Below are 16,202 nucleotides of genomic sequence, written 5' to 3' on the forward strand. Positions count from 1 at the left end.
TTGAGACTCTAAAGGTCAGTAATTTTTTAGGAAAGTTCATCGCCGCCTGCATCATTTTTATTCCGTTCATCGGCAATTTTACGCAGGGATGAGATACTTACATTCAACTCAAAACCGATAAGCAACACCAGCGAATTAAAGTAAATCAACAACATTAACACTAATACAGTGCTTATAGGCCCGTATAACTGGTTGTAATTGGCGAAATTGTTTATCCACCATGAAAAGAACATAGTGAATACCAACATCATAAAAGTTGCTAAAATAGAACCCGGGGTTATCAGTTTCCACTTTTTAGGTACAGCCGGAGCATATTTATAAATAAAGGAAATTATATAAAAGAAGAGAAGAATTATAACCAGCCAACGAAGGTTTTTAATGATGACCAGGGCCCTTTCATTTTTAATGTCTAGCCATATTAATACTTCACTTCGCATGGCAATAACAAATATTGCTACCAGCAGTAAGAAATAAAATGTCATGGTAAGTCTCAACGCAATTAAGCGGTTATGTATATCACCACGTTTATTAAATCCAATATAGTTTTTATCAAAGGACCGCATAATGCCCATCATGGCATTGGAAGAAAAGAAAAGGGATAATATAAAACCTATGGAAAGCAAACCATTTCTCGGGTTATTTAAAAAGTCGTCAAGAAAGCCGATAAGCGGTGAGTTATTTTTCTGGCCGGGAATGATGTCGCGGATCAATGTATACAGTTCATTAATGACTTCATCCGAAATAGGAATGTGCGGGATCAATGTAAAAAGAAAAATAATAGCCGGTGGAATGGCCATGGTGAAATTAAATGCAATAGCAGAAGCTCTTTCTGTCATTCCTACTGTCTTTACCTGTTTCAGAAAGAACATCCACACATCATATAAGGACACACCACGAAAACCCGGCAACGAAATATGTTTGCTTTTTTCCGCAATGAAATTAACCGGCGCAGAGTTGAGAATTTTTTTTTCTATGGTGTCGTATAGAGACATTATTTTTTATTGGCCGAATCAAGCAGTTTGGTTAATGCTGCCTGGTAAAGTCTTGCATATTTCATATGGTCATCATAGTCACTGGTAAAAACGTGGGTGCCGTCAAATGTACTGTTGGCTACAAAATACAAATAATCTGTCTTTGGTGCATTAAGAACAGCATCGATCGTTTCTGCTTGTGGTGTGCAGATGGGGCCGGGAGGTAAACCGGTATTTAAATAGGTGTTATACGGTGATGGAGTTTGTGTATGACCATATAAGATCCTTTTTAAACCAAAATCTTTCAATCCAAACTTCACCGTCGGGTCAGCCTGCAAGGGCATATTTTTAGCGAGCCGGTTGATATAAACACTTGCTATTTTAGGCCTGTCAATTTCATTATTGGTTTCTTCATCTATGATAGAAGCAAGAGTAAATACCTGGTGCATAGTAAGGCCAAGGCTTGTTGCTTTTTGCTTTCTTTCATCTGTCCAGAATTCTTTCCATGCTTTATGAAAGTGCTGCAATATTTTTTTTGGGGTCGTATTCCAGTTGATAGAGTAGGTGAGGGGTAATGCAAGTGACATGACTGTGTTGCTATCAACATCAAATTGCTTTATTGAATCATTGTTGTTTAGGTAGCTTATCAGTTGTGTTGAATCACATTCGAAAAGCTTGCCGGCCCTGCGGGCAAGATCTTCTTTTGTCCGGAATTTGGTAATTACAAAATTCACTGGTGTTTGTTGTCCGTTGCGAAGCATACGTGCCAGGTTAAAAACACTCATACCATTGCTAAGTTTATAGCGGCCGGGTTTTACAGTTTCAAATTTTAAAATTTGAGAAGCTCTGCTAAACCATGTCGTGGATGATATAAACTCTTTATCCAGTAATTCTTTTTTCAGATCATCGAAGGAGGAACCTGTTTTTACAAACAGGTATTGAGGGCTATCACCTTTTACTGATACGGCAGGGCCGAATATTTTATAGGTAATGAATGCAGCAATGATCAAAATGATTGCTGTAACGGATAAAAAAATCTTTCTTTTCATTCGGATTTGATTTTAACTGGATTGAATCTGCAATTTATACTGAATAGAATTACAAACTGTACAAGAGTGTCCTTCGATTTTCTCAGGATAAACTGTGTAACATAAGTTTAATAATAGTAAAAAAGCTGGTCTCAAAATAAATAAAAAACCCCGCCGATAGGTGGGGTTTGTATATTAAAGTTTTGGTAGTTTATTTTTTTGTTGTGTCAACAGGTGTAATGCTTGGTAATATAGGCTGCTGCTGAGGCTGCGTTTGTGCCGGTGCAGTTTGAGCTGGTTTGCCAATTTCAGGGGTAGCGGCACTGCTGGCAGTTGATGAAATGAACATCGATGAAAAGAGACAAAGCAGACCAATAATTCCTGCAAAAAGCCAGGTGCCTTTCTCCAGTACATCGGTAGTTTGTTTTACACCCATGAACTGGTTACTGAAACCGGCGATACTGCCTGCCAGGCCACCACCTTTAGGGTTTTGGATCAATACAATGAGGCCAAGAACGATGCTTGCTATCACGATAAGTATTACAAAAATCAGGGTCATATCAGTTATTCTTTAAGTCCGAAATGCGGGATGCAAAGTAAGGACTTTTGGCGGGTTCAAGCAAACTTAATTTATGATAGATTTCAATTGCTTTTTGAGTATTTCCCTGCTTGATCCATACTTCGGCCATGGCTTCAGTAACAACGTTGGAATCAGCAAGTGAGACCTCGGCTAACTGCTCTACTTTTTTCTCGGAAGTTTCGTTTATAGCAGGAGTTACCGGCTCAACTACCGGCAACTTTTTCATCGTCTTTAGCCAATCCGTAAAGCTCTTTAGTTGCTTTGTAAATTTATCCGGGGGATTATCCTCCAGTTTTACTTTAATGCCTTGTGAGGCGAAATAATCAACCGTATGAAAAGCTTCGAAGACAAGGGGTAGGTCGTTGGTTTCTGACTTGCTTATCGGGGATTCAGTAAACACAGGCTGCAGCCCGGTAGTGGCCGGCTTTTCTTCTAAAGTTTCTGTGAAGATGGGTTGCTCTTCTAAACTTGTCGAAGCACTGCTTTCTGGTTGTTCGTTTTGTTGTGGTTCAGGCAAAGGCACTTGCTGAATTTCCGGTACTATTATTTTTTCTTCAGATTCTGTTATTACAGTTTCTATTGGATTAGATGTTTCGGGTTCAGGTACAAGTGGTTCTTCTGCTTTTTCAATTACTGGTTCCTTCACAGGCTGTATTATTGTATCTGTAATTTCTTTTTTAATGACAACAACATTACCCGCAGTATTTACTAAAGAGGTTAATTGTGAAGGATGAAAATGCAGCCCGGCTTTTTGAATAATTGCCTTCGATTCTATTGTATCTGTTGATTGAACTTTTGTTGCTGCTAATAAATGGCCGGCATTAAAGTAAGGATACTTATCGGTGATGCATTGCAGTTCTTCCACACTACATTCATCAAGAGACTTATTTAATAATATTTTCGCAAGCCGGTTCATGGCTGCAAGATAATAAACGAACGGTTTGAAACTACCAATCAGAAAAAATACGGTTAAAGATATCGTCCGCTAAAGTCCGGATTATTTCATCGAGCAGTCTTGATTCTGCCTGTTGCAGGGATTGGTTGGCGCTGAAATCATAATTTCTTGAAACATCATGCTCTAGTCTTGCGTCTTCTCTATGGTTATCAAAAATAATATGTACAGATACGGTAAGACGGTTTATTGCTTCCTGCTGGTTAGATAAACCGGAAGTAGTAACAGAATATTCTGTTATTGTTCCGCTTATTTCCCAATCAGCATTATCATTATTGGTTTGAGTAAGTTTTGTTTGCCCTGTTATTTTTTGGCGAACACGGTCAGTAAGCCTTGGGCTTAACTGCGGGTTTACATATCGTGCACGGTTCTCAATAATATTAATCTTTACCGTTTTTATAGAATCAGGAATAGATATGTCTTTAAAACCATAACGAAGGCAACCAGTTTGGGAAAACAGGATAATGAACAAGGAGCAAGGAATGATGAACAGGGAAAGTTGCCCAAGATGTTTTATGATGTATTTGTTCATTCTAAAATATTCAATTGTAAATCTTAAATCAAATTACCCTTCAATGTCATATTCCTTCAATTTACGATACAATGTTCGTTCACTGATGCCCAGATCAGATGAAGCATCTTTTCTTTTTCCTTTATGTTTTTTCAATGCTTTAATGATCAGTTCTTTTTCTTTGTCCATGATGTTCAGGCTTTCTTCCACTTCTTCATGTTCATGTATCTCACCCGGCATACCTATCGTCATTGGTGTTGAGGTGGCCTGCTGAATCGATGGCTGAACGATTACGGGATGAGCCTGTTCATGTGATCTCCATTCTTTCAATTCATTCAGTATAGCAGTACTTTGCCCAGCCATATTCGGATTTTGTAATACTTCTAAAAACATTTTCTTCAGTTCTGTTACATCTCGTTTCATATCAAAAAACAATTTGTAAAGCATTTCCCTTTCATTACTGAAATCATGTGTGGCGCCGTTAGTTTGATGGGCCAGGACCGGCAAATTGTTTTTTGAATAAGGCTTTAAATACTTGCCCAGTTCACGGTCGTTTACCTGTTTATCCACTGAAAGAACTGATATCTGTTCTGCAATATTCTTCAACTCCCTCACATTGCCCGGCCACGGATAGTTAATTAACAGGTTTTTTGCTTCATCTGTTAACTGAACAGAGGCTGTTTTATATTTATCAGCAAAGTCGGCAGCAAATTTCCGGAAGAGAATAAAAATATCTTCTTTCCGATCGTGTAGTGCAGGAACACGGATAGGTACAGTACTTAAACGGTAATAAAGATCTTCCCGGAATTTTCCTTTCTCCACTTGTTGTAACAGATCTTTATTAGTGGCAGCAATAACACGTACATCTGTTTTTTGCGTTTTGCTTGATCCGACACGAATGTATTCTCCGGCTTCGAGTACACGAAGCAAACGAGCTTGTGTTCCTAATGGCAATTCACCTATTTCATCCAGGAAAATAGTTCCGCCATTCACTGTTTCGAAGTATCCTTTTCTTGCATCTACTGCCCCAGTGAAAGAACCTTTTTCGTGTCCGAATAATTCCGAATCAATTGTTCCTTCAGGTATAGCACCGCAGTTAACAGCGATAAACGGGTTATGTTTTCTTGCAGAAAGTGTGTGTATGATATTTGAGAAAACTTCTTTACCCACACCGCTTTCTCCGTTGATCAATACAGTAAGATCAGTATTGGCCACCTGTACAGCTACCTGCAAGGCATAATTGAGTGCCGGTGAGTTGCCAATTATTCCGAATCTGTTTTTTATGCTTTGAATGTCCATTATCAAAATTTAAAATCTAAAATGAAAAATGCAGAATGTAAAACTGATTTACATCTTGATCTTTCCCAATAGTGTTGCCTGTGTGCAATCGTTCACTTTCACATTTACATAATCACCTTTCTTCAGGTTGTAGTTTTCTTTTGGAAACACAATAACTTTATTCTGCGAGTTTCTTCCTTTCCATTCTGTCTCATCTTTTTTACTATCACCATCTATCAGCACTTTGAAAATTTTTCCAAGATCTTTTTTATTGCTTTCATGTGAAAGTCTTCCTTGTAAGTCTACTACTTCCTGTAAGCGTCTTTTCTTTATTTCCAGCGGTACATCATCATCATATCTTCTTTCTGCCAGAGTGCCGGGTCTTTCACTGTAAAAAAACATATAACTGTAATCATAACTACTATATTCCATGATCGTCATCGTTTCTGCATGATCTTCTTCCGTCTCCGTACAAAATCCGGTAATGATATCAGATGAAATTCCACAGTCCGGCATGATCTCACGGATACGATCAACTTTTGCTTTATACCATTCTCTTGTATAAGTGCGGTTCATCAGTTGCAATATCCTGCTGCTCCCGCTTTGTACAGGCAGATGAATATTGTTGCAGATGTTTTCATGCTTCACCATTGTGTGCAATACATCATCTGTAATATCTTTTGGATGCGAAGTAGAAAAACGGATGCGGAGCAACGGCGAGATCAGCGCAACTTTTTCAAGCAGCATTGCAAATGTAACAGTGGGCTGACCATCTGTTGCATAGTAGTAACTGTCTACGTTCTGTCCCAACAAGGTGACTTCTCTGAATCCTTTTTCAAACAGATCTTTGCTTTCATTCACAATGCTATCAGCATCCCGGCTTCTTTCTCTTCCTCTTGTAAATGGTACTACACAAAAGGAACACATATTATTACATCCCCGCATAATGCTTACAAATGCACTCACACCATTACTATCCAAACGGACCGGCGAAATATCAGCATAAGTTTCGTCCCGGCTTAATAAAACATTTACGGCCTTCTGGCCGCCTTCTGCTTCAGTTACTAATGCGGGTAGTGAACGGTATGCATCCGGGCCAACAACTATATCAACCAGTTTTTCTTCTTCTAAAAATTTTGTTTTCAACCGCTCAGCCATGCATCCTAACACGCCTACCAACAATCCCGGTTTTTTAAGTTTCGTTTTTTTAAAATCAGATAATCTTTTCCTGACTGTTTGTTCCGCTTTTTCCCGGATAGAGCAGGTATTTATAAATATCAGATCTGCCTCATCCAAATTTTTTGTGGCGCCAAACCCTTCCTTATATAAAATAGATGCTACTACCTCGCTGTCAGCAAAATTCATAGCACAGCCATAGCTTTCTATATAAAACCTTTTTTTGTAGGCGTTTGGATCCTCGCCGAATGGAGAAAATGCTTCCCCCTGGCGGGTTTCATCCTGTACTTTATCTGTCACGTAATCAAGCATTCTTTGAGTTATAAGGACTGCAAATTTAAGGTATAATAAGTTGCTGGTGACAGGATGGCATAGCCTTTTAAAAAATCTTCGTAACCGCCTGCGTAAAAAGCAGGAATTCAATGATTGCCTCGTCTAAATTTACATTATGAGATTTCTGGCAGGACTGGCAGTTTTTATTCTTTTTACAATTTCTTCTGAGTCTCAGGTCGTTTCCAAAACCAATGAAGGGATTATAGCAGGCAATCTGCTGGATTCGACTACCCAGAAATCGATAGCAGGTGCTAATGTTCAACTTATTCATCTTGGAGATGGCAAAACACTAAGCCAGGTTTCTACAAAGGAGGGTGAGTTTTCGTTTACAGGTCTTGTTTTCGGCTATTATAGATTATCGATAAGCACGGTTGGTTATGGTCCCATGAGTTTCGACAGTATAAATGTACGAACCGAACGTTTTGATTTTAACCTTGCTGATATACGTCTTTCAACAAAATCCGGCGAGCTTGAAACAGTAGTTGTATATGCAGAAAAACCACTGATACAATCCAAGGATGGTAATATCACTTTCAATGCGGGTGAATCGGCTCTTGCAGCAGGTAGTAATGCCAGTGAATTGCTGACGAGTGTTCCTCTCGTAACAAAGGACCCGAACGGAAAAATATTAGTTCGCGGAAAAGAACCCAAAATTTTAATTGATGATAAACCCGTTGAACTAAACCAGCAACAATTACAGGATCTGCTTGAGTCATTGCCCGGAAGTTCTGTCGAGAAAATTGAGGTTATGACCAACCCGCCACCACAATATGCAAATGAGCAGGGTGGCGTTATCAATATCGTTACCCGGAAGGGAAGAGTAGGAATGGGTGGACGTATAAATATTTCAGCAGGTTCAAGAGGAGAGAGAACTCTCAGTACAAATTTTAATTACCGTAAAAATAAATTCGCCATTAATGTAAATGCCGGATTTGGATATAATTACTTTTCAGGAAACGGTTATTCAGAACGGACAAATATTTATACTGACTCAACTAATTTTTTTAATACAGCCAGCAAGAATGTAAATAAAAGCACACGGCCGAATATCCGGGTGAATATGGATTATGATATTAATAAATTCAACTCCCTGAATCTTGAGGCTACTTATAATCAAAATGATTTTAATAACCTGAGCATAACCGAATACACGAACATCAACCAGTATAAGGAAATTTATAAACTTAGCGAAAGGGCCATAAGAAGTGAAGGGAACAATAATAATCCGGCATTGAACTTTACCTATACACATAAAGGCAAAAAACTAGGTGAGGTATTAAAAATTATAACAGGAGCAAATCTTTCACTAAGTAACAGCGACCGGCTATTTTACCAGCAATACTTTTATCCAGATCATACACCCAACGGTCTTGACTCGACACAAAAACAAATAAATGACAATACAAATAATGGGCACAGTGTAAGGGTTAGCTATGATAAGCCTTTAAATAAAAAAACCTACCTCTCAGTAGGAGCAGCCTATATACGCAACACCAGCAATATAGATGTGGATGCCAGTTATAAGAAAAAGCCGGAAGGTTATTTTGTACCAATGGAATTGCTGAGTAATAATTTTAAATTTTACCAGACCATCAAAAATGTCAGGGCATCTTTTCGGCAGGTATTGGGTGAAAAATTCAGCATCACAGCTGGCGCAGCTTTAGAAGAGACAAAGTTTCATTTTGATTTATACAAACTAGCAACGGAAGCAGGGAACAGTTACTGGAATCTTATGCCTTTCGCCAATCTTAATAAAAACTGGAACGACAATCTTAGTCTTACGCTTTCTTATCGTCGTACGATCCGCCGTCCCGGTATTAATGAACTGAATCCGACCATTGATTTTTCTGATCCGTATAATATTCGTTATGGTAATCCTACTTTGTTACCTAGTCTTGCACATAATTTTGACCTGGTGATTGGCCGCACCAAACCGAAATATTTTTTAAACTTCGGTTTAGGGTATAATAAAGTGGAAGATATTTTTAGCCAGATACGGACTTTGATGGAAGATGGTAAAACACAAATAACCTGGGAGAACATCAGTCACCGGAATGAATATGAAGCGAGCACATGGAATGGTTATACGATTAGTAAAAAACTTCGACTCAACCTGAGTGCAAGTTATACTTACAACCAGTACAGCGATTTTGATAAAGCTGTAAGAAAATACCGTGATGGCGGTTCATTCACTACTACGGTTAATGGAAATTATTCTTTAAAAGATATCTGGATCTTCACGGGCAACTTTACGACCAGCCGGTTTGCGAATCCACAGGGTTCCGTTAACTGGAACCTGAGCATGAATCTGAGCCTTCAGAAAAAATTCTTCAATAAGAAGCTTGTTGTAACACTTAATTGCATTGATCCATTCCGTAACCAGCAGACCAACAGTTATACCTACGGTAAAAATTTTGAAGTGCATTCCTACAACGCTACACAAACAAAGAACTATCGACTTTCGCTGGGTTATAGTTTTACAAAAAAAGCGAAGAAGAAAACTGTAAAAAAATAAGTTTTTAATCGACTCTGAGTTGATCTATATATATTCCCCTACTCATTTGGTTTGCAATTTGTTTCCCCCTATCTTCATCTCGATTCCTGACCTTATGAAATAAACGCAGGTTACCCGAACCGTAACCGTATATCCAATCTTCTGCGAACAATCCACCAGTAATCATCATCTGACATTGTAGCTTTTTATTATTCATTTACAGAACAAATGAGGATAGCCCTATTTTGCATAATCGTAATTGCTATTGCCACCAACAGCCTTAATGGACAGTCCTGGAAAAATCTAAACGATAGTGCTACATTGTTTAATAAGCAGAAAAGCTATGAGAATGCTCTTGATTATTATAGCCGGTCAAAGAATTTGTTATCGCCTGATTCTGCAATCTCTGAAACGGTATTTAAGATAGACACAGCGATAGGAAATATTTATTATTTACGCAAAGGTCAATATGCAACTGCCGAACTCTACTACCTGGAAGCAAGGCAGATCATTGAGAAAAGGAATGAAAATAAGAGTCTGGCTTTTGCTGCTGTTGCCAGCCTGCTTGGACAGGTAAATTATCGCCAAACACGTTATGATAAAGCAGAGGCTTATTATTTAGAAGCAATGAAGATTTGGGAGATAACATCCGGGAAAAATAGCTCGGAATATGCACTTGGTTGTAATATGTTGGGTATATTATATAATGATCGTGGTCAATATGAAAAAGCAGAGGAGCGACATTTAGAAGCAAGAGCTATAAGAAAACAATTATTTGGCCGTGAAAACGGCGCTTATGCACAAAGTTGTAATAATCTCGCTGCCATTTATTGGAATCTTGGCAAGTATGAAAAAGCTGAACCGCTTGCATTGGAGGCAAAAGAAATAAGGGGAAGGCTTCCGGATGTTGCCAAACCAACGTATGCAATAAGTTGTATCAACCTGGCCAATATTTATCGTGATATGGGTAAATACGAACAAGCCGAACAACTTTATATTGAAGCTAAGAATATTCGTGAGCAAGCATTTACAACAAATCCCAATGACTATACTTTGAGCTGTGATATACTTGCAGACTTATATTATTACACCAAACAGTACGATAAAGCTGAACCGCTTTACCTGGAAGCAAAAGCAATCCGGGAGAAGCTATCGACTGTTAAAGGACTTTCCTATGGTCAGAATTGCAGCAGCCTCTCTTCTTTATACACAGCCACCGGTGATTATAGCAAAGCAGAAGCTTTTGCTTTTGAAGCAAATGCTATCTGGCAGCGGTTAGGGCCAGCAGTAGCAGCAGACATGGCTATTAACAACAACAGCATTGGTTATTTATATTTCCTGTTAAAGAAATATGATAAGGCTGAAGAGCATTATTTAAAAGCAAGAACATTTTGGAAAGAAAGCCTTGGTGAAAACCATCCTTACTATACTAACAATACTCTTAACCTTGCAAGGGTGTATTGGTTGAAAAATGATGTAACGAAGGCTGCCGAAATGTATCAAAATGCTTTTGATGCACAGGCTAAACAGGCAGGTGAAATTTTTTCATTTACATCAGAAGAAGAAAAACAGCTATACTTGAAGAACGTTACCGGCGCTGAGGATGAATACCATTCTTTTTATTATGAGAAATTAAAAAATGGAAACAACGGGCAGCCCTATCTTATTTCATTGCAGAAAAGAAACCTGGTTCTTTCATCATCACAGCAAATGCGGCAAACTATTTATTCAAGCAATGATCCGGTATTGCAAAAAAAATATAATGATTGGGCAGCTTTAAAAAAACAGGTAGCAGCACTTTACTCCAAAGGCGAGGGGGCGCCAAAAGATTATTTGAAAGAGGTGATCAGGAAAGCCGATTCACTGGAAAAAAATCTTGTACGTTATACTTCGACTCTTGATAAGGGTTATTCCACTGTTACCGGATGGAAAACAATTCAACAAAAGCTGGGTGCTGATGAAGCAGCTATTGAATTTATTGAGTTCAATTATCATAATGGCCAACAGTTTACTGACAGCACATATTATGCTGCACTCGTTCTGAGAAAAGAAATGAATGAGCCTGAGTATGTAAGTCTTTTTGAAAAAAAACAATTGGATAGTTTGCTTTCGAAGGGTTCTGTAAGCTGGCAGGGAATTAACGGATTTTACACCCGTGGTGGAGAAGTTGAAATAAATACAGGAGATAATGTTTCAAAAAATGGCTTCAATTTAATATGGCAGCCATTGGAAACTAAACTGAACGGAGTTACAAAAATTTATTTTGCCCCTGCAGGTTTATTACATCGCATTTCGTTTGCAGCCTTGTCAGTTGACAGTACTCATGTATTAAGTGACAAATATCAATTGGTACAATTGTCAACTACTGCAGCAGTAACCACACTTGTAAAGGAAACAGTTGCTCCTTCAGAAAAGATTGTTTTGTTCGGCGGAGTTGAATATACCCGTGATCCGGCAAAAAAAGATCCGGTGATCAAATCAGCTAATGCAGCAAAACGTAGCGGCTTTGAATATTTGCCCGGAACAGAAAGAGAAGTAACACAAATAAAAACAGATGGCTTAAAAAATAAATACAAACCCATAGTTGTAAAAGGGTGGATGGCAAAAGAAGATTCAGTGAAAATGTTGAATGGAAAAAGATCGCCGGCAATACTGCATATTGCCACGCATGGTTTTTTCTTTGATGATCCGCAAAAGAAAAAAACAAATTCTGCTTCAGCGATGATAACCGGAAGTAAAGTATTTGAGCAGTCTGATAATCCTTTGTTCAGGGCCGGGTTACTTTTTGCCGGCGCCAATGATACCTGGCAGGGAAAATATATTGATAGCACCGTAGATGATGGAATTCTTACGGCGTATGAATTATCTGATCTGTACCTGCCTAATACAAGACTTGTTGTATTGTCCGCTTGTGAAACTGCATTGGGAGATATAAAAGGAAGTGAAGGAGTATATGGGCTACAGCGGGCATTGAAAATGGCTGGTGTAAAAAACCTTGTGATGAGCCTATGGAAAGTACCAGATGATGAAACAGCTGAATTTATGGAAGAATTCTATAAGAAAATTTTTACAGGTATACCAATTGACCAGGCATTTTATAAAACACAAAACACATTGCGGGATAAATACAGGAACACACCCTATAAATGGGCCGCATGGGTTTTGATTCGATAATTATTACTGAACTATAACCATCACTAATGACGAAACAACTGTTTATTTTTCTTTTATTGTCTTTCTTTATTGAAAACGCTTTGATTGCTCAGAATAATCAATGGGTGTGGATGAAAGGAGATAGCTCATTGACAAGCACAAGAAGTGGAGTTTATGGTACACAAGGAGTACCCTCTGCTTTAAACAGACCGGGCAGTAGAGAAAATGCTGTTACATGGACGGATGCGAGTGGTAATTTCTGGTTGTTTGGCGGGGAAGGATTTACAGAGACTGATTCATATGGAAACTTAAATGATTTATGGAAATACAATCCTTCAACAAATCAATGGACATGGGTAAAAGGAGATAAAATAAAAAATGTATTTGGTATTTATGGTTCAGTTACAGTGCCAGCGTTGTCCAACAAACCTGGTTCAAGAAAAGGTGCGGTGTCTTGGACTGACGCATCAGGAAATTTTTGGTTATTCGGTGGTGAAGGTTATAGCGAAAATCATGGTTATCCATATTTACTAAATGATCTATGGAAATACAATCCTTCGACTAATGAATGGACATGGATGAAGGGGGATAAAATCAATAATGTAAATGGTGTTTATGGTACTGTAACAGTTTCTGCAACTCTTAATAAGCCCGGAAGTCGTTCCGGATCAGTTTCGTGGTCTGATGCTTCTGGTAATTTATGGCTATTTGGAGGATACGGCTTTCCGGAAACTAGTAGTTATAGTTATTTAAATGATTTGTGGAAATACAATCCGACAACCAATGAATGGACATGGATGAAAGGGGATAAGATAATTGGTGTAAATGGAGTTTATGGAACGCAAGGAGTATTTGCAGCCGGTAATAAACCCGGTAGCAGACAACAAGGAGTAGCATGGCGTGACATTAATGGTATTGTATGGTTATTTGGTGGGGAGGGATATCCTGAAACAGGGTTTTATGGGTACTTAAATGATTTATGGAAATATGATCCTGCTACCAACCAATGGGCTTGGATGAAAGGAGATAAAACAACCGGTGTGTATGGAGTTTATGGTACGCAGAGTGTTCCTGCAGTTGGCAATAAACCCGGAAGCAGGTATTATGCAACAGGATTGTCAGATGCTTCAGGAAATCTTTTGCTCTTTGGCGGGTATGGTTATTCAGAAACTGATTATGCTTACTTAAATGATTTATGGAAATATGATCGGGCAACGAATCAATGGACATGGATGAAAGGCGATAAGACAGCTTATGGGGCAAGTGTTTACGGACAGCAAAACATTTTCAATACAAATAATAAACCAGGTGGCCGAAGAAGCATGGCAGTATGGAAAGATGCAATTGGTATGTTTTGGATTTATGGAGGAAATTGCAATGAGTTATGGAAATATGATCCAATCCTTAATCGATGGGCATGGGTAAGAGATTATGCGTATGAAGGATTTAAAGGAATATATGGAACACAAGGTGTAGAAGCTGCAAACAATAAACCCGGATCAAGGTATGGAGCATGTGAATGGATTGATGCAACTGGTAATCTTTGGTTATTTGGAGGGATAGGTGCCGGAGGCATGTTTGCTGACGGCAATCTCAATGATATGTGGAGACTTAATCTTTCTACCAATCAATGGACATGGATAAAAGGTGATTCAATTGCAGATAAAGTTGGTGTATATGGTACACAGGGAATATTTGCGGTAGCCAATCATCCTGGTGCCAGAGCAAAAGCAGTTTCATGGAAAGATAATAATGGAATTTTCTGGCTCTTTGGTGGAAATGGTTATTCAGAAACTGATCAGGGTTATTTAAATGATCTATGGAAATATGATCCGGCGATCAATCAATGGGCATGGGTAAAAGGGGATAAGACAACCTATATCAATGGTATTTATGGAACACAGGGCAATCAGTCGTCTGGTAATAAGCCCGGTAGTAGACATGGGGCAGTTGGTTGGGCAGATGCAAGTGGAAATCTTTTTTTATTCGGAGGAGAAGGGAATGGTGAAGCTGATTTTGGATACCTCAATGATTTGTGGCGGTTCAATATAGCCGCAGGTCAATGGACATGGATGAAGGGATATAAGTATACTAATTCTTCGGGTCAGTATGGAGTGAAAGGAACAGCAAACGCAGCTAACACTCCAGCCGGAAAATTTGAAGCAACAGGATGGACTGGCAATGCTGGTAATTTATGGTTGTTTGGAGGTTATGGAAATGATATTTCTGGATTTACCACTGGAAGTCAAAATAATTTATGGAAGTATTCTATTTCAAACAATGAGTGGACATGGATAAAAGGTGATTCAGGTTCAGATTCGGCAAGTATTTTTGGTACACAGGGAACTTCGGGTAATGCATTTAATCCCGCAGGCCGACAGGCTGCAAAAGGATGGACAGATGCTAATAACAATCTCTGGCTATTTGGTGGAATGCCACATAGCTCTTCTTCTTTTTACAATGATTTATGGAAATACAATGCTACAACAAACAAATGGGCATGGATAAAAGGTGCAACTACTTCTAATTTTAATTATGGTCAGTACGGTACTATCGGGGTACCATCACCTCAAAATAATCCCGGTGGAAAAACAAATGCATCAGTGTGGCGAAGCACCACCAATGATTTCTGGTTATTTGGTGGTTATGGAATAGGAACCAGCTATCCAGCGATCACCGAAGGAAATTTAAATGATATATGGAAATTTTCTCCTTGCACAGCGGAATTATCTATTACACCTGATGGTGGCAATTTCTGCTTTGGGTCATCTATACTTCTTACGGTATCTGGTGGCAGCGGAACTTATGAATGGTATAAAAATGGAATATTGATACCAGGAGTAACAGGCACAACCTGCGATGCTACCAGTTCTGGTTCTTATTATGCAAAATCAATTGTTGGTTCCTGTACGCTTTTTTCAAATGAAGTAATTCTTGATCCGGGAACAACACCACCAGCACTTGGAGGCAGCGGTGTTTACTGCCTGGGAAACAATGTAAATGTTGGTATTCCGCAAACAGAAGTAGATCAAATCTATTTATGGCGACAAAACGGAGCCGGTGCATATGGCCCCATTGGTGGTAATGGAGGAAACCAGAGTCTTAATTTCAATATGACGGAAAGCCGTGTTGGTACCTATATAGTTGAATCCACTCAGCCAGGATGTAACACTGTTTATTCAAATACTGTTTATGTTGGTTTAGCAGTTGTAAATAATTTGGCAACTGTTTATATCTGTTCGGACGGCGTCACTTTTAACTGGAAACGTACAGCACCGATCAATATTTCACAAAGCTATCATTATGCAGTTACACAATCGATCACACCACCGGATAATGGAACAGTTACAAATGATAGTATTATAAGTGTAGGCTCATTGAGCCCTTCTACACAATATTATATTCATGCTCGTGCCACCTGCAATTTTGGTTCATCATATGGCGATTGGAGTACTATTTCATTTACAACTACAGCAACCGGCGGACCTTGTGAATGGATCGGTGCAGCAAATACAGATTGGTTCAACCCGCAAAACTGGAAATGCGGAAATGTGCCAACGACAACATCCGAAGTAGTGATCAATGGAGGAAGAACATTTTATCCGAACGTAACATCCAATATGACGATTAAAAAAATTACACTCAATTCCGGAGCAACCATGCAGGTGGCACCAGGAGTTGTGATAAACATAACGAGCCAATAAAGAATATTACTGATAACAAAAC

The 16,202-nt window shown here is 38.8% G+C and carries 10 protein-coding genes; 3 read left to right on the top strand and 7 right to left on the bottom strand.

Features of this window, described 5'->3' with window-relative positions; translation table 11 throughout:
- Window positions 1–26: 26 nt before the first annotated feature.
- From E6H07_10735 to miaB, 7 genes are all read right to left on the bottom strand, one after another.
- Window positions 27–992, bottom strand: coding sequence for a YihY/virulence factor BrkB family protein (locus tag E6H07_10735; GenBank protein ID TMI66345.1), 966 nt, complete (start codon window positions 990–992; stop codon window positions 27–29).
- Window positions 992–2,020: an endolytic transglycosylase MltG gene (mltG, locus tag E6H07_10740; protein TMI66346.1), complete on the bottom strand. Its 1,029-nt coding sequence runs from the start codon at window positions 2,018–2,020 to the stop codon at window positions 992–994. The genes E6H07_10735 and mltG overlap by 1 nt, the downstream gene beginning before the upstream one ends.
- A 190-nt stretch (window positions 2,021–2,210) precedes the next feature.
- On the bottom strand, window positions 2,211–2,558 hold the full coding sequence (gene secG / locus E6H07_10745; protein ID TMI66347.1) for a preprotein translocase subunit SecG: 348 nt from the start codon (window positions 2,556–2,558) through the stop codon (window positions 2,211–2,213).
- A 1-nt stretch (window position 2,559) separates the two neighbouring features.
- Complete coding sequence (locus E6H07_10750) at window positions 2,560–3,495, bottom strand: hypothetical protein (protein ID TMI66348.1); 936 nt, start codon at window positions 3,493–3,495, stop codon at window positions 2,560–2,562.
- A gap of 31 nt (window positions 3,496–3,526) precedes the next feature.
- Window positions 3,527–4,063: a hypothetical protein gene (locus E6H07_10755; protein ID TMI66349.1), complete on the bottom strand. Its 537-nt coding sequence runs from the start codon at window positions 4,061–4,063 to the stop codon at window positions 3,527–3,529.
- Window positions 4,064–4,096: 33 nt separating this feature from the next.
- Complete coding sequence (locus E6H07_10760; protein ID TMI66350.1) at window positions 4,097–5,341, bottom strand: sigma-54-dependent Fis family transcriptional regulator; 1,245 nt, start codon at window positions 5,339–5,341, stop codon at window positions 4,097–4,099.
- A 48-nt stretch (window positions 5,342–5,389) separates the two neighbouring features.
- A complete protein-coding gene (miaB, locus tag E6H07_10765) occupies window positions 5,390–6,808 on the bottom strand; it encodes a tRNA (N6-isopentenyl adenosine(37)-C2)-methylthiotransferase MiaB (GenBank protein TMI66351.1) in 1,419 nt (472 codons plus the stop codon).
- 136 nt (window positions 6,809–6,944) lie between these two features.
- Between miaB and E6H07_10770 the strand changes: the two genes are divergently transcribed.
- From E6H07_10770 to E6H07_10780, 3 genes are all read left to right on the top strand, one after another.
- Window positions 6,945–9,344, top strand: a complete 2,400-nt coding sequence (locus E6H07_10770; protein ID TMI66352.1) for a TonB-dependent receptor — start codon at window positions 6,945–6,947, stop codon at window positions 9,342–9,344.
- 207 nt (window positions 9,345–9,551) lie between these two features.
- Window positions 9,552–12,497 carry a CHAT domain-containing protein gene (locus E6H07_10775; protein TMI66353.1) on the top strand — a complete coding sequence of 982 codons (2,946 nt, stop codon included), beginning with the start codon at window positions 9,552–9,554 and terminating at the stop codon, window positions 12,495–12,497.
- A 26-nt stretch (window positions 12,498–12,523) separates the two neighbouring features.
- Window positions 12,524–16,180, top strand: coding sequence for a hypothetical protein (locus E6H07_10780; GenBank protein TMI66354.1), 3,657 nt, complete (start codon window positions 12,524–12,526; stop codon window positions 16,178–16,180).
- The last annotated feature ends 22 nt before the right edge of the window (window positions 16,181–16,202 follow it).

The organism is Bacteroidota bacterium (genome assembly GCA_005882315.1).
Classification (GTDB): Bacteria; Bacteroidota; Bacteroidia; order Chitinophagales; family Chitinophagaceae; genus VBAR01.